The organism is Pseudomonas arcuscaelestis, from assembly GCF_016881005.1.
Taxonomy (GTDB): domain Bacteria; phylum Pseudomonadota; class Gammaproteobacteria; order Pseudomonadales; family Pseudomonadaceae; genus Aquipseudomonas; species Aquipseudomonas arcuscaelestis.
Genome location: NZ_JACOPV010000001.1, coordinates 39,666 through 59,606 on the forward strand (window position 1 = coordinate 39,666; position 19,941 = coordinate 59,606).

13 protein-coding genes are annotated in these 19,941 nt (G+C 59.5%); 4 read left to right on the top strand and 9 right to left on the bottom strand.

Annotated elements, in window-relative coordinates; translation table 11 throughout:
* Positions 1 to 27: 27 nt before the first annotated feature.
* Genes mscK through trxC form a run of 3 tightly spaced genes read left to right on the top strand, consistent with a single transcriptional unit; the run spans position 28 to position 5,377 of the window.
* A complete protein-coding gene (gene mscK / locus H8F21_RS00150; RefSeq protein ID WP_236042829.1) occupies positions 28 to 3,387 on the top strand; it encodes a mechanosensitive channel MscK in 3,360 nt (1,119 codons plus the stop codon).
* Positions 3,388 to 3,445: 58 nt separating this feature from the next.
* Complete coding sequence (selO, locus tag H8F21_RS00155; protein WP_203583904.1) at positions 3,446 to 4,906, top strand: protein adenylyltransferase SelO; 1,461 nt, start codon at positions 3,446 to 3,448, stop codon at positions 4,904 to 4,906.
* 36 nt (positions 4,907 to 4,942) lie between these two features.
* On the top strand, positions 4,943 to 5,377 hold the full coding sequence (trxC, locus tag H8F21_RS00160) for a thioredoxin TrxC (protein ID WP_203479095.1): 435 nt from the start codon (positions 4,943 to 4,945) through the stop codon (positions 5,375 to 5,377).
* Here trxC and H8F21_RS00165 read toward each other — a convergent pair.
* Both H8F21_RS00165 and H8F21_RS00170 read right to left on the bottom strand, forming a co-directional pair.
* Positions 5,374 to 6,147, bottom strand: a complete 774-nt coding sequence (locus H8F21_RS00165) for a ParA family protein (RefSeq protein ID WP_136478571.1) — start codon at positions 6,145 to 6,147, stop codon at positions 5,374 to 5,376. The two genes, trxC and H8F21_RS00165, sit on opposite strands and share 4 nt — an antisense overlap.
* Before the next feature lie 80 nt (positions 6,148 to 6,227).
* Positions 6,228 to 7,121 (bottom strand): LysR family transcriptional regulator, encoded by an 894-nt coding sequence (locus H8F21_RS00170; RefSeq protein WP_203479094.1) that lies wholly within the window; start codon positions 7,119 to 7,121, stop codon positions 6,228 to 6,230.
* A 177-nt stretch (positions 7,122 to 7,298) separates the two neighbouring features.
* On the opposite strand from H8F21_RS00170, the gene H8F21_RS00175 reads away from it, so the two are divergent.
* Positions 7,299 to 8,504, top strand: coding sequence for an MFS transporter (locus H8F21_RS00175; RefSeq protein ID WP_408004432.1), 1,206 nt, complete (start codon positions 7,299 to 7,301; stop codon positions 8,502 to 8,504).
* 76 nt (positions 8,505 to 8,580) lie between these two features.
* Here the strand turns inward: H8F21_RS00175 and H8F21_RS00180 are convergent, their stop codons facing one another.
* The 7 genes from H8F21_RS00180 to aroK all read right to left on the bottom strand — a co-directional run bounded on the left by H8F21_RS00180 (position 8,581) and on the right by aroK (position 19,939).
* The gene (locus H8F21_RS00180) at positions 8,581 to 8,928 is read right to left on the bottom strand and encodes a YgiW/YdeI family stress tolerance OB fold protein (RefSeq protein ID WP_136478574.1); all 348 of its coding nucleotides are present in this window, start codon (positions 8,926 to 8,928) and stop codon (positions 8,581 to 8,583) included.
* A gap of 86 nt (positions 8,929 to 9,014) precedes the next feature.
* Entirely contained in the window at positions 9,015 to 10,079 is a 1,065-nt protein-coding gene (hemE, locus tag H8F21_RS00185; RefSeq protein WP_203479092.1) for a uroporphyrinogen decarboxylase, read from the bottom strand.
* A gap of 174 nt (positions 10,080 to 10,253) precedes the next feature.
* Positions 10,254 to 11,672, bottom strand: coding sequence for an FAD-dependent oxidoreductase (locus H8F21_RS00190; protein WP_203479091.1), 1,419 nt, complete (start codon positions 11,670 to 11,672; stop codon positions 10,254 to 10,256).
* Positions 11,673 to 11,795: 123 nt separating this feature from the next.
* Complete coding sequence (gene gltB / locus H8F21_RS00195) at positions 11,796 to 16,241, bottom strand: glutamate synthase large subunit (protein ID WP_203479090.1); 4,446 nt, start codon at positions 16,239 to 16,241, stop codon at positions 11,796 to 11,798.
* A 363-nt stretch (positions 16,242 to 16,604) separates the two neighbouring features.
* Entirely contained in the window at positions 16,605 to 18,206 is a 1,602-nt protein-coding gene (locus H8F21_RS00200) for an AAA family ATPase (RefSeq protein WP_203479089.1), read from the bottom strand.
* A 16-nt stretch (positions 18,207 to 18,222) separates the two neighbouring features.
* Complete coding sequence (gene aroB / locus H8F21_RS00205; RefSeq protein WP_203479088.1) at positions 18,223 to 19,320, bottom strand: 3-dehydroquinate synthase; 1,098 nt, start codon at positions 19,318 to 19,320, stop codon at positions 18,223 to 18,225.
* A 100-nt stretch (positions 19,321 to 19,420) separates the two neighbouring features.
* Entirely contained in the window at positions 19,421 to 19,939 is a 519-nt protein-coding gene (gene aroK, locus H8F21_RS00210) for a shikimate kinase AroK (RefSeq protein WP_203479087.1), read from the bottom strand.
* Between the last annotated feature and the right edge of the window lie 2 nt (positions 19,940 to 19,941).

The following is a 19,941-nucleotide window of genomic DNA, read 5'->3' on the forward strand; positions in this document are numbered from 1 at the left end:
GCCCCTGGTTGTAAGAATTTTCTGCCTATGTCCCTGCGCACTTCCCTATGCGCAGCCCTGCTCGGGCTGTGCCTGTCACTCTCCTTCGCCTGGGCCGCAGAGCCACCAACCCGTGCGTCCATTCAACACAGCCTGGACAAGATCGCCGAGCGAAAACTGCCCGAAGCCGAGCAGAAGGCTTTGCAGCAGGTGCTCGAGAACACCCTGGCCTTCCTCAGCACCAAGGAAGACAGCGAGAAAAAGCTCCAGGCACTCAAACAACAACTGAGTGAAGCGCCTCGGCGTACCAGCGAAAACCAACGGGAGCTGGCCAAACTCAATGAAAGCAAGGTAGTTCCCGCCGCCCAACGCTATGCCTCGCAGACGTTGCCGCAACTGGAACAGCTGCTGGCCGAGCGCACCACCGAGCAGGGGGAGCTGCAAAAGGCGTTGTCTGAAGCCAACAGCCTGACAATCACCTCGCAGACCCGACCGGAGCGCTCACAGGCAGAAATCAGTGCCAACCAGACCCGCTCCCAGCAGATCAACAACATCCTTAAACTCGGCAAGGATGGCGGTAAACCGCTGACGGCCGACCTGCGCAACCAGCTCAATGCCGAGCTGGCCGCACTCAATGCCGTAACCTTGTTGCGTCGTCAGGAGTTGGCCGGCAACAGCCTGCTGCAAGACTTGGGCAACAGCCAGCATGACCTGCTGATCGAGCGTGCCGCACGCCTTGAACAGGAGATCCAGGACCTGCAGACGCTAGTCAATCAGAAGCGTCTGGCGCAGTCCCAACAAACGGTTACCGAACAGTCCCTGGAAGCCCAGAAAGCCGGCGGCAGCACCCTGCTTGCCACTGAAAGCGCAGCCAACCTCAAACTCTCGGATTACTTGCTGCGCAGCACCGACCGCCTGAACGAGCTGACCCAGCAGAATCTCAGGACCAAGCAACAACTGGACAGCCTGACCCAGGCCGACCAGGCCCTGGAAGAACAGATCAGCGTACTCAAGGGCAGCCTGTTGCTGTCGAAGATTCTCTACAAGCAAAAGCAGGCACTGCCGCACCTGAAAGTCGACCGCAACCTGGCTGACCAGATCGCCGATATTCGTCTCTATCAGTTTGAAATCAACCAACAGCGCGAACAGATCACCAGTCCGAGCAGCTATGTCGACAAATTGCTCGTCAACCAGCCCAACGAAAACGTTACCCCCCAACTGCGTAAAGCCTTGCTGGAAGTGGTGATTACGCGCAGCGACCTGCTGGAACGCCTCAATCGCGAATTGAGTGCCCTGCTCAATGAGTCCATCACTCTGCAATTGAACGAAAAGCAGTTGCTCAGCACTTCCCAGAGCTTGCGCACCACGCTCGACGAGCAAATGTTCTGGATTCCGAGCAATAAACCCCTCGACCTTGAGTGGCTGCAGACCGTCCCCGAACGCTTGCACAAGCAACTGGTAAGCTTGCCTTGGGGCTCCGGGCTCAAGGAATTGGGCGATGGCCTGACCCAGCGCCCACTGCTATTCCTGCCGTTATTGCTGTTGATTGGTGCCTTGCTGTGGCGACGTAAATACCTGTATCAGCGCCTCAACAAAGTTCACCAGGACGTCGGTCACTTCAAGCGCGACAGTCAATGGCACACGCCGCAGGCGATTCTGATCAACATTCTGTTGGCCTTGCCGGTGAGCCTTGGCCTGGCGTTGTGCGGCTTTGCCCTGCAGATCGACGCTCGAGGTCAGAACGCCAACCTTGGCGCGGCGCTGTGGCAAATTGCCCAGGCCTGGCTGGTGTTCTACACCGCGTACCGAGTACTTGCCCCGGGCGGCGTGGCCGAGTTGCACTTCCGTTGGGACAAGTCGCAAGTGGAGTTCCTGCGTCGCTGGATTCGCCGCCTTGGCGCCGTGGTCCTGGCCTTGGTCGGTGTCGTGGCAGTGGCCGAGCACCAACCTTCGGCGCTGGCCGACGATGTGCTGGGTATCGGCGTGGTCTTGACCTGTTATGCCCTGATGGCATGGTTGCTTAGCCGCCTGCTGCTCAGCAGCCCCGCACACCGCAACACATCGCTGTTTCGCCAGGCCGTAGGGGTGGCTTTCACCGCCCTGCCGATTGCCTTGTTCATCGCCGTTTGCTTCGGCTACTACTACACCGCGCTGAAGCTTACCGATCGCCTCATCGATACCCTCTACCTGCTGATGTTCTGGCTGGTGATCGAGGCGGCCTTCGTGCGTGGCCTGGCGGTGGCGGCGCGACGCCTGGCCTACCAGCGGGCATTGAGCAAACGCCAGCAAACCACCAAGGAAGGCCTCGACGGCGAAGTGATTGTCGAAGAACCCACCCTGGACATCGAACAGGTCAACCAGCAGTCCTTGCGCCTCATCCGCCTGGCCCTACTGGGTGGCTTCATTGGTGCGCTGTACTGGGTCTGGTCCGATTTGATCAGCGTGGTTGCCTATCTCGATAACATCACCCTTTACGAATACACCAGCGGCACCGGCGCGACCATGAGCATGGTGCCAATCAGCCTCAGCGACCTGCTTGGCGCCCTGGTGATCATCGGTATTACCATCGCCCTGGCTGGCAACCTGCCAGGCCTGCTTGAAGTGCTGGTGTTGTCGCGCTTGAACCTGGCGCAAGGCAGTGCCTACGCCACCACTACGCTGTTGTCCTACGTGATTGCTGGCGTAGGCTTTGTCTCGACCCTTTCCGCCCTGGGCGTCAGCTGGGACAAATTACAGTGGCTGGTGGCGGCGTTGTCGGTGGGCCTGGGCTTCGGCATGCAGGAGATTTTCGCCAACTTCATCTCCGGCATCATGATCCTGTTCGAGCGTCCCGTGCGTATCGGTGACACCATCACCATCGGCAACCTGTCTGGCACGGTCAGTAAAATCCGTATCCGCGCCACAACCATTACCGACTTCGATCGCAAGGACATCATTGTCCCGAACAAAACCTTCATTACCGGGCAACTGATCAACTGGTCGCTGACCGACACCATCACCCGAGTGACGCTCAAGCTTGGTGTCGACTACGGTTCGGATCTGGACCTGGTACGCACCCTGTTGCTCAAGGCTGCCAGCGAGAACCCGCGGGTACTCAAAGAGCCCGAACCGATTGTCTACTTCCTGAACTTCGGCGAGAGCACCCTGGACCACGAATTGCGCATGCATGTACGTGACCTGGGTGACCGCAACCCGGTGCTGGACGAGATCAACCGCTTCATCAACAAGGAATTCAAGAGGCAGAAGATCAATATCTCGTTCCGCCAGATGGAGGTCTACCTGAAGAACATGCAGGGCCAGGAATACAAAATGGTCCCCGTAGAGAGCAGGGACAAGACCGTATCGGTGAACACGCCGCTGGACCTCGACAAAAAGCCGGACAACGAGCCCCCCGGTAAACCGACCTGACTGGACGCCGACGGCCATACCCTTGCAGAATGATCGGATATTCTGCAGGAGATGGCCGTTGAAAGCCCTCGACGAACTGAACTTCGATAACCGCTTTGCCCGCCTGGGCGATGCCTTCTCAACCTCGGTGCTGCCCGAACCGATTGCCGAGCCGCGCTTGGTGGTGGCGAGCGATGCCGCCATGGCCCTGCTGGATCTGGAGCCTACCGAAGCGCATTCTCCGGTATTTGCCGAACTCTTCAGCGGCCACAAATTGTGGAGCGAAGCCGAGCCTCGGGCGATGGTCTATTCCGGCCATCAGTTCGGTGGCTACAGCCCGCGTCTGGGAGACGGACGCGGCCTGCTACTGGGCGAGGTGTACAACGACGCTGGCGAGCATTGGGACCTGCACCTCAAGGGTGCGGGCCTAACGCCCTACTCGCGCATGGGCGACGGCCGAGCGGTGCTGCGCTCCTCGATCCGCGAGTTTCTCGCCAGCGAAGCCCTGCATGCCTTGGGTATTCCCAGCAGCCGAGCCCTGTGCGTTATTGGTTCGAGTACGCCGGTGTGGCGCGAAACCCAGGAACGCACGGCAATGCTGCTACGCCTGGCACCCAGCCATGTTCGCTTCGGGCATTTCGAGTACTTCTACTACACGCGCCAGCCCGAGCAGCAACGCGTTCTGGCCGAGCACGTGCTGAGCCTGCACTTTCCGGAGTGCCAGACCGAGCCTGAGCCATACCTGGCGATGTTTCGCAACATCGTCGAGCGCAACGCCGAACTGATAGCGCTGTGGCAGGCCTATGGCTTCTGTCACGGGGTGATGAACACCGACAACATGTCGATTCTGGGCATCACCTTCGACTTCGGTCCGTTCGCATTCCTGGATGACTTCGACGCCAATTTCATCTGTAACCATTCAGACGATCAAGGCCGCTACAGCTATAGCAATCAAGTACCCATTGCCCACTGGAACCTAAGCGCCCTGGCGCAGGCGCTGACCCCGTTCATCAGTGTCGAGGCATTGCAGGACACCCTGACCTTGTTCCTGCCACTGTACGAAGCACACTACCTGCACCTGATGCGCCGACGCCTGGGTTTGCAGCAGGCCGAAGACGGCGACAAAGCCCTGATCGAACGCCTGCTGCAATTGATGCAACCAGGCGCGGTCGACTACACCCTATTCTTCCGCAAACTGGGCGAGCAGCCTGCTGAAACAGCGGTGCGCGTTGTGCGCGACGACTTTATCGACCTCGCCGGTTTCGACCGCTGGGCCGAAGACTACCTTGCACGCCTGCAGCGCGAACCCGACAACGCTGACGGACGCCGAGAGCGCATGCACGCCGTCAATCCGCTGTACATCTTGCGTAATTATCTAGCGCAACGGGCCATCGAGGCAGCTGAGGGTGGCGACTACACCGAAGTGAGGCGACTGCATCAGGTGCTGACCAAACCGTTTGAAGAACAGCCGGGCATGCAGGCCTACGCCGAACGACCTCCGGAGTGGGGCAAGCACCTGGAGATCAGTTGCTCGTCTTGACCCTACAGAACCCTATGACTGATTCCTGGAGTATCGATGACTGACCCGTTGCTGATCCCCTGCCCCCACTGCAATGGCCTGAACCGCATTCCTGCCGACCGCCTGGGCGATACGCCCAAGTGCGGTCGCTGCAAAAGCCCGGTCCTGCTGAGCAAACCCTTTGAGCTCAAGCAGGGCGACTTTGCCAGCCAAATCAAGGGCGACCTGCCGCTGTTGATCGACGTCTGGGCCGATTGGTGTGGGCCCTGCAAGTCCTTTGCGCCGATTTTCGAGCAGGCAGCCAGTCAGCTGAGCGGGCGCTGCCGCCTAGCCAAGCTCGACAGCGAGGCCAACCAGCAATTGGCGGGACAATTGTCGATTCGCTCGATCCCCAGCCTGATTCTGTTCAAAAATGGCCGGGAAGTGTCGCGTCAGAGCGGCGCGTTCCCACTCCAGCAATTGCTGGAGTGGCTGCGCAGCCAGGGAATCTAGGCGTTTTCTTCGAGCAGCGAGTGCAGTTCGACAAACTGCTGGGTCAGCTTGTGCCGCGGTTCCAAATGGATCAAAGGCAAGCTGGCCTGGTGAGACTCGCGCATTTTCACCGAGCTATTAAGGTACACCGGAAGTACCGGCAGCCCCTCGGCCAGCAGTTCATCAAGCATCTGCTGGGGCAGGCTGGCGCGCGCCTGGAACTGATTGACCACGATGCCTTCAACCTGCAGGTCTTCGTTGTGGTCTTCCTTGAGTTCTTCAATTTCGGCCAGGAGCCCGTACAGCGCTTGGCGTGAAAAGCTATCGCAATCGAAGGGGATCAACACGCGGTCAGCAGCGATCAACGCAGAAACAGCATAAAAGTTGAGGGCCGGCGGGGTATCCAGATAGATCCGGTCGTAATCCTCATCCAGCTCATCGAGCAATTTGCGCAGCTTGTTGATCTTGTGTTTGGCCTCAAGCTTGGGCTGCAGATCAGCCAGCTCGGCAGTGGCGGTCACCACATGCAGGTTGTCGAAGGGTGTCTCGTAGATATCGACCTTGTTCTTCTTGGCAAACGGCCCGGACGACAGGGTTTGCTTGAAGAAGTCGGCAATGCCCATGGGAATGTCCTCGCCGGTCAAACCGGTGAGGTACTGGGTCGAGTTAGCCTGAGCATCCAGGTCGATCAGCAAGGTTCGATAGCCTTCATTGGCACTCACCGCCGCAAGGTTGCAAGCGATGCTCGATTTGCCCACACCACCTTTCTGATTGAACACCACGCGCCGCATGGAAAGACCTCCGTGTATCTGGGAATGACCGAGTATGTCGGCGCAGCGTCGGTTTAGCCAGCACCATCCAGCCCTTCAAATCAATGAAGTTGCTCGTCGCACAAAAGGCTCGCAAAGGTGTCGGCCATGGCCGTCGACGAGGTTCGCCGCTGTACCAGCCAGACCGCCGTGTCCGCACCTTCATCCAGGAGCTGGCGGTACACCACGCCATCGATACGCATGCGCTGGAACGAAGCCGGCAACACCGACACGCCCAGCCCCGCCGACACCAATCCGATGATCGTCATCACCTCACTTGCCTCCTGGGCAAAGTGCGGACTGAAACCCGCCTGACGTGCCAGATTGAGCAACTGCGCGTACAAGCCACTGCCATAGCTGCGCGGGAAAAATACAAACGGCTCATCGGCCAGCGCCGCCAGATGCACGCCGGCTTCGTTGCCTTGGGCCAGCGGATGAGCGGCATTGATTACCGCTACCAGTGGTTCGCGAAACAGCTCCTTTGCAACCAGGCTCTCGGGCAGGGACAGTGGGCGCATCAATCCGACTTCTATGGACTCGTCGAGCAAGGCGTCGGCTACCGCCTGACTGCTCATTTCACTGAGATTCAAGTGCACCGCCGGAAAACGCTGGCGAAAGGCGTAAATGGCCTTGGGAATGCTGGAGTTGAACGGTGCCGACGAAGTGAAGCCGATTTTCATCTCACCCAGTTCGCCCAACTGCGCGCGACGGGCAACATCCGCGGCTTTGTCGACCTGTGCCAAGACCAGGCGCGCCTCTTCAAGAAACAGTCGTCCCGCCTCGCTAAGCGCAACCCGACGATTGGTACGTTCAAACAGGCGCGCTCCCAGCTCTAGCTCCAAGGCTTGAATCTGCTGGCTCAGCGGCGGCTGGGAGATCCCCAGATTCTGCGCTGCCCGGCCAAAATGCAGTTCTTGGGCAACGGCAATGAAGTAGCGCAGGTGGCGCAATTCCATGAACACCTCAATAGGTCGTTTAACCTCTTAAACAGGTCGAACAATATATTGGAAATGATCATTAGCCAGCTATATGCTTTTTTCACTGCCTGACAGGCCGTAGCGCCCCCGAGGTCACCCGTGAAAACTGCTGTTGCTTCACCTGCCCACGAACTATCCCCTGCTCCGCTCAGCGACATCGTCGCCAACCTCAACGAAAACTGGATTGAAAAGGGCACGCCGGCCTTTCTGCGTACGGTGCTGGCGCTGTTCTGCGGTGGCTTTGCCACTTTCGCCCTGCTCTATTGCGTACAGCCCATGATGCCGCTGTTGTCCCGGGAGTTTTCCATCAGCGCAGCACAAAGCAGCCTGATTCTCTCGGTATCGACGGCGACCCTGGCGATCGGCCTGCTAATCACCGGACCGATCTCCGACCGCTTCGGGCGCAAGCCCGTGATGGTCTTTGCATTGTTCTGCGCAGCGTTGTGCACCATCGTCAGTGCCCTGATGCCAAGCTGGCAAGGCGTGTTGTTGAGCCGCGCACTACTAGGGCTGTCACTGAGCGGCCTGGCAGCAGTGGCGATGACTTACCTGAGTGAAGAGATCCACCCCCAGCACATTGGCCTGGCCATGGGGTTGTACATCGGCGGTAACGCTATCGGTGGCATGAGCGGTCGCCTGATCACTGGCGTACTGATCGACTTTGTAAGCTGGCACACAGCACTGCTGGTCATTGGTAGCCTGGCATTGATTGCAGCGGTCGTATTCTGGAAGATTCTTCCCGAGTCCCGTAACTTCCGCCCGCGCTCGTTGGGCCCGCGCAGCCTGCTCGAAGGCTTCACTCTGCAATTTCGCGATGCCGGGCTGCCCTGGCTGTTCCTTGAGGCGTTCCTGCTGATGGGCGCGTTCGTTACGCTGTTCAACTACATCGGCTACCGCTTGCTTGCAGAGCCATACCACATGAGCCAGGCGCTGGTCGGCTTGCTCTCGGTGGTGTACTTGTCTGGCATCTACAGCTCAGCGCAAATTGGCGCCCTGGCCGACAAGCTGGGTCGGCGCAGGGTGTTCTGGGGAACTATCGTGCTGATGCTTGGCGGCCTGCTGCTGACCTTGTTCAGCCCCTTGCTACTGGTGATCATCGGTATGCTGGTGTTCACCTTCGGCTTCTTCGGCGCGCACTCGGTAGCCAGCAGCTGGATTGGACGGCGTGCGACCAAAGCCAAAGGCCAGGCGTCGTCGCTATACCTGTTCAGTTACTACGCGGGGTCAAGTGTGGCGGGGACGGCCGGTGGTGTGTTCTGGCACGAAGCAGGATGGAATGGGATCGGCCTGTTCATTGCCAGCTTGCTGGTGGTGGCGCTGCTGGTGGCGTTGCATCTGAGCAAGTTGCCAGCCAAGGCCTGAATGCAGTCAAGGCCACCCCCACATTACTGTGGATGGCGGCCTTGTCGGCAAGGGGCTGTGGGGCAGCCCCTGGCAATCAGTTGATCACTTCAACCAGATCGACATCAATTTCACGGCTCATCAGTTTCTTCTCGACTTCACCGGTCAGCTTGACCTTGGTCTTGTCGTTGAAAGGCACTGCCGGCATGTCTTCATTGTCGATCTCGACAGTGATGGTGCCTGTGTTGTCCTTGAATTCGAACTTATCGTCGTTGTTCAGCTTCTTGATCACAAAGCCCTGCAGGACCACTGGGGTGTCGTCAGCGGCATCATTGGCTGCGGCAACCGTGGTCACCGGCTGTGCGCCTGGACCGGTATAGCCGGCGGCCAGAGCAGCGGTGCTGAACAGTGGAGCAAGCAGCAGAGCGAGATAACGAGTTTTCATGGTTCAGATCCTGTCTGGGTTTCGATGGAGACAGATTACCCAGACAGGCTGAATTCAAGCTTAAAACACGGAGGGAGTCGCCAGAATTACTGGTGGTACTGCGCCGACAGCTCGTGCACGGCGTGGATGAACGCACCGGCATGCTCCGGATCAACTTCCGGGGTAATCCCATGGCCAAGGTTGAATACGTGACCTGTGCCATGACCGTAGCTGGCGAGGATACGGCCGACTTCGGCGCGGATGGCCTCGGGCTTGGCGTACAGCACCGTCGGGTCCATGTTGCCTTGCAGGGCAACCTTGCTGCCCACGCGCTGGCGGGCTTCACCGATATCGCACGTCCAGTCCAGGCCCAGCGCATCGGCGCCCGCGTCGGCGATGCTTTCCAACCACAGGCCGCCGTTCTTGGTGAAGAGGATGACCGGCACCTTGCGACCTTCGTGTTCGCGGATCAGGCCGCTAACAATTTTGCGCATGTAGGCCAGCGAGAACTCCTGATAGGCCGCCGCCGAGAGGTTACCGCCCCAGGTGTCGAAGATCTGCACCGCTTGTGCACCGGCCATGATCTGACCATTGAGGTAGCTGATAACCGACTGGGCCAGCTTATCGAGCAGCAGGTGCATGGCCTGCGGGTTGTCGTAGAGCATGGCTTTGGTCTTGCGGAAGTCTTTCGACGAGCCGCCTTCGACCATGTAGGTCGCCAGGGTCCACGGGCTGCCGGAAAAACCAATCAGCGGTACGCGGCCATTGAGCTCGCGGCGAATGGTGCTGACAGCGTCCATTACATAGCCGAGGTCTTTCTGTGGATCAGGTATCGGCAGGGCTTCGATATCAGCCAGGGTGCTGACGACCTTCTTGAAACGCGGGCCTTCGCCGGTTTCAAAATACAGGCCCTGACCCATGGCATCGGGAATGGTAAGGATGTCCGAGAACAGGATCGCCGCGTCCAGCGGGTAGCGGTCCAGCGGCTGCATGGTGACCTCGCAGGCAAACTGCGGGTTCATGCACAGGCTCATGAAGTCACCAGCCTTGGCGCGGCTGGCGCGGTACTCCGGCAGGTAGCGGCCGGCCTGGCGCATCATCCACACTGGGGTGACGTCTACAGGTTGCTTGAGCAGGGCGCGCAGAAAACGATCGTTCTTCAAGACAGTCATGTCGGCATCCGGAAAAAAAGTACGGGCATTTTCTCAGACACCAACGGAAAAGGCACGGTAAGTACCGTGCCTTTTGTCTATCGACTTGTGACAGATCAATAGATTTTTTGCATTCATCGCGAGTTTAGCCCGCTCCCATTGGCCGGGAGCGGGCGTGCCCCGCAATCAGGCGCTTCAGACTTCCAGGTAATCCAGGATGCCTTCGGCCGCATTGCGCCCTTCGAAGATCGCCGTCACCACCAGGTCGGAGCCGCGAACCATATCGCCACCGGCGAAGATCTTCGGGTTACTGGTCTGGTGTTTGAAGGTGTTCTTCTCCGGTGCCACGACACGGCCCTGGCTGTCGGTCTGAATGTCGAACTGCTCGAACCACGGTGCCGGGCTCGGGCGGAAACCGAAAGCGATGACTACCGCGTCAGCCGGGATGATTTCTTCGGAACCCGGAATCGGCTCAGGGCTGCGACGGCCGCGGGCATCCGGTTCACCGAGACGAGTCTCGACAACCTTGACGCCTTCAACCTTGTCTTCACCGACGATGGCAATTGGCTGGCGGTTGTAGAGGAACTTCACACCCTCTTCCTTGGCGTTCTTCACCTCTTTGCGCGAGCCGGGCATGTTGGCTTCGTCACGACGGTAGGCACAGGTCACCGCCTTGGCACCCTGGCGAATGGAGGTGCGGTTGCAATCCATCGCGGTATCACCGCCGCCAAGCACCACAACCTTCTTACCCTTCATATCGACGAAGTCTTCCGGCGATTTTTCGAAGCCCAGGTTGCGGTTGACGTTGGCCACCAGGAAATCCAGGGCATCGTGGACACCCGGCAGGTCTTCACCCGGGAAGCCGCCCTTCATGTAGGTGTAGGTGCCCATGCCCATGAACACTGCATCGTACTCTTCGAGCAGTTGTTCCATGCTGATGTCCTTGCCCACCTCGGTGTTGAGGCGGAACTCGATACCCATGCCAGTGAAGACTTCGCGACGATTACTCAACACGGTCTTTTCCAGCTTGAACTCGGGAATCCCGAAGGTCAGCAGGCCACCGATTTCCGGGTTGCGATCGAACACCACCGGGGTCACACCGCCGCGCACCAATACATCGGCACAGCCAAGACCCGCAGGGCCGGCACCGATGATGGCGACACGTTTACCGGTCGGTTTGACCTTGGACATGTCAGGGCGCCAGCCCATGGCGAAGGCGGTGTCGGTGATGTACTTCTCCACCGAACCGATAGTCACCGCACCAAAACCGTCATTGAGGGTGCACGCACCCTCGCACAGACGATCCTGTGGGCACACCCGGCCGCACACTTCCGGCAAGGTGTTGGTTTGGTGCGAAAGCTCCGCAGCAGCGAGAATGTTGCCTTCAGAGACCAGCTTCAACCAGTTGGGGATGAAGTTGTGCACCGGGCACTTCCACTCGCAGTACGGGTTGCCACAGCCCAGGCAGCGGTGTGCCTGTTCGGCCGACTGCTGGGGTTTGAAGGGCTCGTAGATTTCCACGAACTCCTTCTTGCGTTGACGCAACAGTTTCTTCTTCGGATCCTTGCGCCCGACCTCGATGAACTGGAAGTCATTACTCAGACGTTCAGCCATGTTCAAAACCTCATTACCGCAGTTGCAAGCATCAAGCCGCAAGCTGCAAGACGATCACTTAAGCCGGGCAAACTTCCTGCTGCGCTCACTTGCAGCTTGAAGCTTGCCACTTGCAGCTGGCATTTACTGTGGATTGGCGCGGGTGCTGGACAGCAGGTTCTTCAGGTTTGCCGCCTTCGGCTTGACCAGCCAGAAGCGACGCACGTAGTCGTCCAGGTTTTCCCAGAGCTCGCGCCCCCATTCGCTGCCGGTTTCTTCGACGTACTCGCCCAGCACGCGCGAAAGGTGGCTGCGGTAAGCCTCCATCGCTTCGCCACTGATGCGCTGGATTTCCACCAGTTCATGGTTGAGCTTGTCTACGAAGCTGTTGTCCATGTCCAGTACGTAGGCGAAACCGCCCGTCATCCCAGAGCCGAAGTTGTAACCGGTCTTGCCCAGAACGCAGACAAAACCACCGGTCATGTATTCACAGCAGTGATCGCCTGTACCCTCGACAATCGCGTGGGCACCGGAGTTACGCACGGCAAAGCGCTCACCCGCGGTGCCAGCGGCAAACAGCTTGCCGCCAGTGGCGCCGTACAGGCAGGTGTTGCCGACAATGGCACTGTGCTGGGTGGCGAATGGGCTGCCTGCAGGCGGCACGATAACCAGCTTGCCACCGGTCATGCCTTTACCGACGTAGTCGTTGGCATCACCTTCGAGGTACATGTTCAAGCCACCTGCGTTCCACACACCAAAGCTCTGACCAGCAGTTCCTTTGAAGCGGAAGGTGATCGGCGCCTTGGCCATGCCCTGGTTGCCGTGCAGACGGGCGATTTCACCGGAGATCCGCGCACCGATGGAACGGTCGCAGTTACAGATATCCAATTCAAACTGGGCACCGGCCAGGTCGCGAATAGCCGGCAGGGCCATTTCCACCATATTCTCGGCCAGCACACCCTTATCGAAGGGCGGGTTACGGTCGACTTCGCAGAACTGCGGTTTGTCGGCCGACACGTGCGGGCTGCCCAACAGCGGGCTGAGGTCCAGGTGTTTCTGCTTCTCGGTTTCGCCGGGGAGCATTTCCAGCAGGTCGGTACGCCCGATCAACTCGCCGAGGCTGCGAACACCCAGCTTGGCCAGCCACTCACGGGTCTCTTCGGCGACGTAGGTGAAGAAATTCACCACCATGTCGACGGTGCCGATGTAGTGATCCTTGCGCAGCTTGTCGTTCTGAGTCGCGACGCCGGTGGCGCAGTTGTTCAGGTGACAGATACGTAGGTATTTGCAGCCCAGGGCGATCATTGGCGCGGTGCCGAAGCCAAAGCTTTCAGCGCCGAGAATGGCTGCCTTGATGACGTCCAGGCCGGTTTTCAGGCCACCGTCGGTCTGTACCCGGACCTTGCCACGCAGGTCATTGCCACGCAGGGTCTGATGCGTTTCAGCCAGGCCCAGCTCCCACGGCGCACCGGCGTACTTGATCGAGGTCAGCGGCGAGGCACCGGTACCACCGTCGTAGCCGGAGATGGTGATCAGGTCTGCATAGGCCTTGGCCACACCGGCAGCAATTGTGCCGACACCCGCCTCGGCCACCAGCTTGACCGATACCAGCGCCTGCGGGTTGACCTGCTTGAGGTCGAAAATCAGCTGCGACAAGTCTTCAATCGAATAGATGTCGTGATGCGGTGGTGGCGAAATCAGGGTGACGCCAGGTACGGCATAGCGCAGCTTGGCAATCAGGCCGTTGACCTTGCCGCCAGGCAGCTGGCCGCCCTCACCGGGCTTGGCGCCCTGGGCAACCTTGATCTGCAGCACTTCGGCGTTGACCAGGTATTCAGGCGTAACACCGAAACGACCGGTAGCAACCTGCTTGATCTTGGAGCTGCGGATCGTGCCGTAGCGTGCCGGATCTTCACCGCCCTCACCTGAGTTGGAGCGTGCGCCCAGGCGGTTCATGGCCTCGGCCAGTGCTTCATGCGCCTCAGGCGACAACGCACCGAGGGAGATGCCGGCGGAGTCGAAGCGCTTGAGAATCGCGTCCAGCGGCTCGACTTCTTCCAGGGCCAGCGGCTGGTCGGCGACCTTGACCTTGAGCAGGTCACGGATCATCGATACCGGACGGGTGTCGACCAGCGCGGTGTATTCCTTGAATTTGGCGTAGTCGCCCTGCTGCACAGCCGCTTGCAGCGTATTGACCACATCTGGGTTGTAGGCGTGGTATTCGCCGCCGTGAACAAATTTCAGCAGGCCGCCCTGCTGGATCGGCTTGCGCGCACTCCAGGCTTCGGCAGCAAGCAGCTTCTGCTCGTTCTCGATGTCAACGAAGCGTGCACCCTTGAGACGGCTGGCAACGCCCTTGAAGCTCAAGCCAACCACCTCTTCGGACAGGCCGACGGCTTCGAACAATTGGGCGCCGCGGTAGGAGCCAATGGTCGAGATCCCCATCTTCGAGAGAATCTTCAACAGCCCTTTGGAGATGCCCTTGCGGTAGTACTTGAACACTTCGTCGAGGTCGCCGAGTACTTCGCCGGTACGGATCAAGTCTGCCAGCACTTCGTAGGCCAGGTACGGGTAAACCGCCGAGGCGCCGAAACCGAGCAGCACCGCGAAGTGATGCGGGTCGCGGGCGGTTGCCGTTTCAACCAGGATATTGCTGTCGCAACGCAGGCCCAGCTCGGTCAGGCGATGGTGTACAGCGCCCACGGCCAGTGAGGCATGCGCCGGCAGCTTGCCCGGAGCGATATGACGGTCACTCAGCACCAGTTGGGTCTTGCCGCTGCGCACCGCTTCTTCCGCCTGATCGGCGATGTTGCGCACCGCAGCTTCCAGGCCAATACCTTCCTCGTAGTTGAGGTCGATCAGCTGACGCTCGAAACCTGGGCGATCAAGGTTCATCAGCGATCGCCACTTGGCGGGCGAAATCACCGGCGAGCTGAGAATCACCCGTGAGGCATGCTCAGGGGATTCCTGGAAAATGTTGCGTTCGGCACCGAGGCAGATTTCCAGCGACATGACGATTGCTTCACGCAGCGGGTCGATCGGCGGGTTGGTCACCTGCGCGAACTGCTGGCGGAAATAGTCGTAGGTCGAGCGCACGCGCTGGGACAAAATCGCCATCGGCGTATCGTCGCCCATCGATCCGACTGCTTCCTGGCCTTGTTCGCCAAGCGGACGCAGCACCTGGTCACGCTCTTCGAAGGTGACCTGGAACATTTTCATGTATTGCTTGAGCTGGTCAGTGTCGTAGCTGGCCACGCCCTGGTCGTCGCTCAAGTCAGCCTGGATACGCAAGGCGTTCTGGCGCAGCCAGCGCTTGTATGGATGGCGCGACTTGAGACGGTTGTCGATGGCGTCAGTGTCGAGGATCTGACCGGTTTCGGTATCCACGGCAAAGATCTGGCCGGGGCCGACCCGGCCTTTGGCGATCACGTCTTCAGGCTTGTAGTCCCACACGCCGATTTCCGACGCCAGGGTGATATAGCCGTTCTTGGTGGTGACCCAGCGCGCCGGACGCAGGCCGTTGCGGTCGAGCAGGCAGACTGCATGGCGACCCTCGGTCAGTACCACGCCCGCCGGGCCGTCCCACGCTTCCATGTGCATGGAGTTGTATTCGTAGAAGGCACGCAGGTCGGCGTCCATGGTCTCGACGTTCTGCCACGCTGGCGGAATGATCATGCGCACGCCACGGAACAGGTCGATGCCGCCGGTAACCATCAGCTCGAGCATGTTGTCCATGCTTGAGGAGTCGGAGCCAACGCGGTTCACCAGTGGGCCAAGCTCTTCCAGATCAGGGATCAGTTCGTTTTCGAACTTGGTCCGCCGAGCCTGGGCCCAGTTGCGGTTACCGGTGATGGTGTTGATCTCGCCGTTGTGGGCGAGGAAGCGGAACGGCTGCGCCAGCGGCCATTTCGGCAAGGTATTGGTGGAGAAACGCTGGTGGAACACGCAGATCGCGGTTTGCAGGCGCTCATCACCCAAGTCTGGATAGAAGGCGACGAGATCCGCCGGCATCATCAGGCCTTTATAGATGATGGTCTTGTGCGAAAAACTGCAGATGTAATGGTCGGTGTCGGCAGCGTTGGCCACCGACGAGCGACGACGAGCGCTGAACAGCTTGATGGCGAAGTCTTGGTCGCTCAGGCCTTCAGCACCGATGAATACTTGCTCGATCTGCGGCAGGCGCTCCAGGGCCAGTCGACCCAGAACACTGGTGTCGATCGGCACTTTGCGCCAGCCCACCAGTTGCAGGCCCGCAGCGAGAATCTCGCGATTCATGTTTTCGCGCGCAGCTTCAGCCTTGGCGGCGTCCTGATTGAAGAACACCATGCCGACGGCATATTGCTTGGGCAGCTCGGCGCCGAAATGCTCCAGGGCGACAGCCCGCAGGAACTGATCCGGCTTTTGCATTAACAGACCACAACCGTCACCGGTCTTGCCATCGGCGTTGATACCACCGCGGTGGGTCATGCAAGTAAGCGCCTGAACGGCTGTTTGCAGAAGGTGGTGGCTGGGTTCACCCGTCATATGGGCGATCAGGCCGAAACCACAGTTATCCTTGAATTCTTCGGGATGGTACAGACCTGTTTTCATAGACACTTTCTCACCAGGTTCGCCTCTCACCAAGGCAAATCTCTTTTTAGTACAACCACTTACCATCCACGCCGAACGAATGCCAGCTTTGCGGGGGCAATAGAGGAGCCATTGTTGCACAGCGACAGGGAAGCCCACAAATTTACGACGACTAGCCGTAAGCCCATGTCGCATTTTTGAATGTTTTTAAGCGTGCGCCGTGGTAACGGCATGGCTTGAGTCTGAAGCGTTTCAGCCTGGACTGCAAGATGGGCTTGTGGCCGGCAGTCTGGGACAGAAAAGCCTGCCGCGCATCACGCAGCAGGCTTGACCGTAGATCAGGAGTCGCTCAGCAGGTGGCGGGGGTAGTGCCACCAAGCTATATCAGCGGGTCGCAGCGAGTTCTTGTTGAACGCTGGCGACGGTACGAGGCCAAGGTTTACCAGCCTGGACCTTGGCTGGCAAGGCTTTGATTGCAGCCAGGGCTGCATCACGGCTAGAGAAGCTACCGTAAGTGATGACGTACAGCGGCTTGCCCTGCAAGGTTTTCTTGAAGTAGCGATAGTCGCCACCCTGGGCTTTCACGTATGCCTGGGCAGACGCTTCGGAGCTGGTACCCAAGATTTGCACAACGTAGTTGCCTGGTTTCTGCCCAGCGTACCAGCTACCGCCTGCAGCGGGCTTGGCGGCCGGCTTCTCAGCTGGCTTCGGTGCGGGCTTGGCGCTTGCAACCTGAGTCGGCGCAGGCTTGGCCGCAGGCGCTACCGGCTTACTGGCAACAGGTGCAACCGGTTGCGGCACAGCCGCCGGCTGGGCCTGACCAACAGGTTGGGCAGGGGCTGGGGCAGGACCTGCAGCAACACCGGCAGGCGGGGCAATGGTGGTAACGGTAGGTGGCTGCAGGGCGGTATCGCCGGCCGGGCCACCGTCTTCGCCGTCACCCATACCGGTGGATTCTGCCAGAGGGCCGCGCATGACTGGCTGCGACTGCCCTACCAGCGGCAATGGCATTGGCTGCGAGTTACCGGCAAATTCGATCGCCGGGCTGCCATTATTGGATTGCGCATCACCCGGCTGACCCTGGCCCAGGGGCAACTGCGCCTGCTCTGCCGGAGCGCTTGGCGCTTGATCGCTTTTCTTTGGCATCAGCACGGCCGCAGCCACAGCGACCACTACGACAGCAGACAGCGCCAGCACGTGTTTTTTAGGCATATTGAACCCCATTGATGGTCGCTTCGCCGTGGTTCGGCTGGCGATCATGGCTTCGATCAAGGTATCGCGGGCGACCTGGTTGATGTTCCCAGGCCAGCCGTCCGAGTTTTGGTGAATATCGGCGATCTGATCATTGGTGAAAACCTCGACACCTCGTCCTGCACCTTCCAGGCGCTGTTCGAGGTACTCCCGGGTTTCTTCTTCGCTATAGGGTGCAAGCTCGATGACATGGAAGCGCTCCAGGTCAGCATTGAATTCTTCCAGCCCCGCGATCAATGACGGTTCGCCGAACAGGAACACGTGCGGGCGTCCTTCCGGTGTGCCCGCCGCCAGTTCCAGCAAGGCTTGGAGTGCCGACTCGTCAAGTTGTTCCGCATCGTCCACCAATAGGTAGACCTCTTGCCCGGTCAGTGCCAGTTGCACGACCTGGGCCAGCACTTCGGGCACTTCGGGCTGAGCGACACCCAGGGCCTGGGCGACCTGGCCGAGCACACTGGCAGCGTCAGGCGCGCTACGGGCGGAAACCACCACGCTTTGCACTGACTGCTTGTTGGTGCTGGCAACCAGGGCCTGGCGCAGCAGCGTCTTGCCGCTGCCCTGTGGCCCGGTCACAACCAGCAGCAACTGGCTGTAACGTGCCAGGTGATGCAACTGACCAAGCACTGGCTTGCGCTGGGCCGGGAAAAACTTGAATCCAGGCACCCGTGCAGCGAAGGGATCGTGGTTCAACTGGTAATGGCCGAGAAAGGCCTCGTCGGCATGCAAACTAGTCATCGGACGCTCATCAACCTCAAAGCTGGGCCACTATCGCGCGGTAATCCGCGGCCAGGGTGGCCTGGAGAATCTCTTTCGGATAGTCGTCGGTGATCACTGCCTCGCCCATACGGCTGAGCAGGACCAGACGCAAACGACCGTCGAGTACCTTTTTATCTACTGCCATGTGTTCCATGAACTGGGCTGGCGTCATGTCCTGCGGCGGCACCACCGGCAAGCCGGCGCTCTGCAACAAGCGAATGCCACGATCGCGATCCTGCTGGCTGATCCAGCCCAGGCGCATGGACATCTCCAGGGCCATGACCGTACCCGCCGCGACCGCTTCACCGTGCAGCCAGACACCGTAACCCATTTGGGTTTCGATAGCGTGGCCGAAGGTATGGCCGAGATTGAGGGTGGCACGCACGCCAGACTCGCGCTCATCGGCGCCGACAACTGCAGCCTTGGCTGCACAAGAGCGACGAATCGCCTCCGTCAGGGCAACCTGATCCAGGTTGCGCATCGCATCCACATTCGCTTCGAGCCATCCCAGGAACGCTTCGTCACAAATCAGACCGTACTTGATCACTTCGGCAAGGCCTGCCGACAACTCACGCGGTGGCAGGGAGTTGAGACTGGCAGTGTCGATCAGTACAGCGTTGGGCTGATAGAAGGCGCCGACCATGTTCTTGCCCAGCGGATGATTGATGCCGGTCTTGCCGCCCACCGACGAATCGACCTGGGACAGCAAGGTGGTAGGCACCTGGATAAAATCTACGCCGCGCTGATAACAGGCAGCGGCAAAGCCTGCCATGTCGCCGATGACGCCACCACCCAAGGCAACCACAGTGGTCCGCCGGTCGTGACGCGCAGTCAGCAAAGCATCGAAAATCAGTTGCAGGGTTTCCCAGTTCTTGTAGGACTCACCATCAGGCAAGACCACCGGCAACACTGAATAGGCACCCAGGGTCTTGCTCAGACGCTCGAGATACAGGGGCGCGACAGTCTCATTGGATACGATAGCGACTTGTCTGCCAGCGATATGCGGCGCCAGCAGTTCAGCCTGATCCAGCAGGCCTTCGCCAATGTAGATCGGGTAGCTACGCTCGCCCAATTCGACCTTAAGTGTCTGCATGTATCCCCACAATGAACAAGGCGCGGCCTCGATAACTCGATCCGCGCAATAAACGGTGTGCCCTGTCACGGCATGACTGGTCGCCGAGGATAAGCCTGGCTTAACGGGGCGGCAACTTCTGCAAGCGTTCGAGAATATCCTGCACGACCATCCGTGGAGGCCGTTCGTCGGTTTCTACTATCAGATCGGCAATCTCGCGATAGAGCGGATCACGGATCTCCAGCAAGGCACGCAACGTCGCCTCCGGGTTGGCCGTGCGCAACAGCGGTCGGTTGCGATCACGCGAAGTGCGCCCAACCTGCTGTTCTACCGAGGCATGCAGATACACCACACGCCCTCCGGCGTGCAGGGCCTGACGATTGGCATCGCGCATCACCGCGCCTCCGCCGGTAGCCAGAACCACGCCATCGAACGCGCATAGCTCGGCGATCATCGCCTGCTCACGGTCTCGAAAGCCCGGCTCGCCTTCCTTATCGAAGATCCACGGGATATTGGCGCCGGTACGCAGTTCAATTTCCTTGTCGGAATCCTTGAACGGCAGGCGCAGCTCTTTAGCTAACAGGCGACCGATGGTGCTTTTACCAGCACCCATGGGCCCCACAAGTATCAAATTTCGCACAG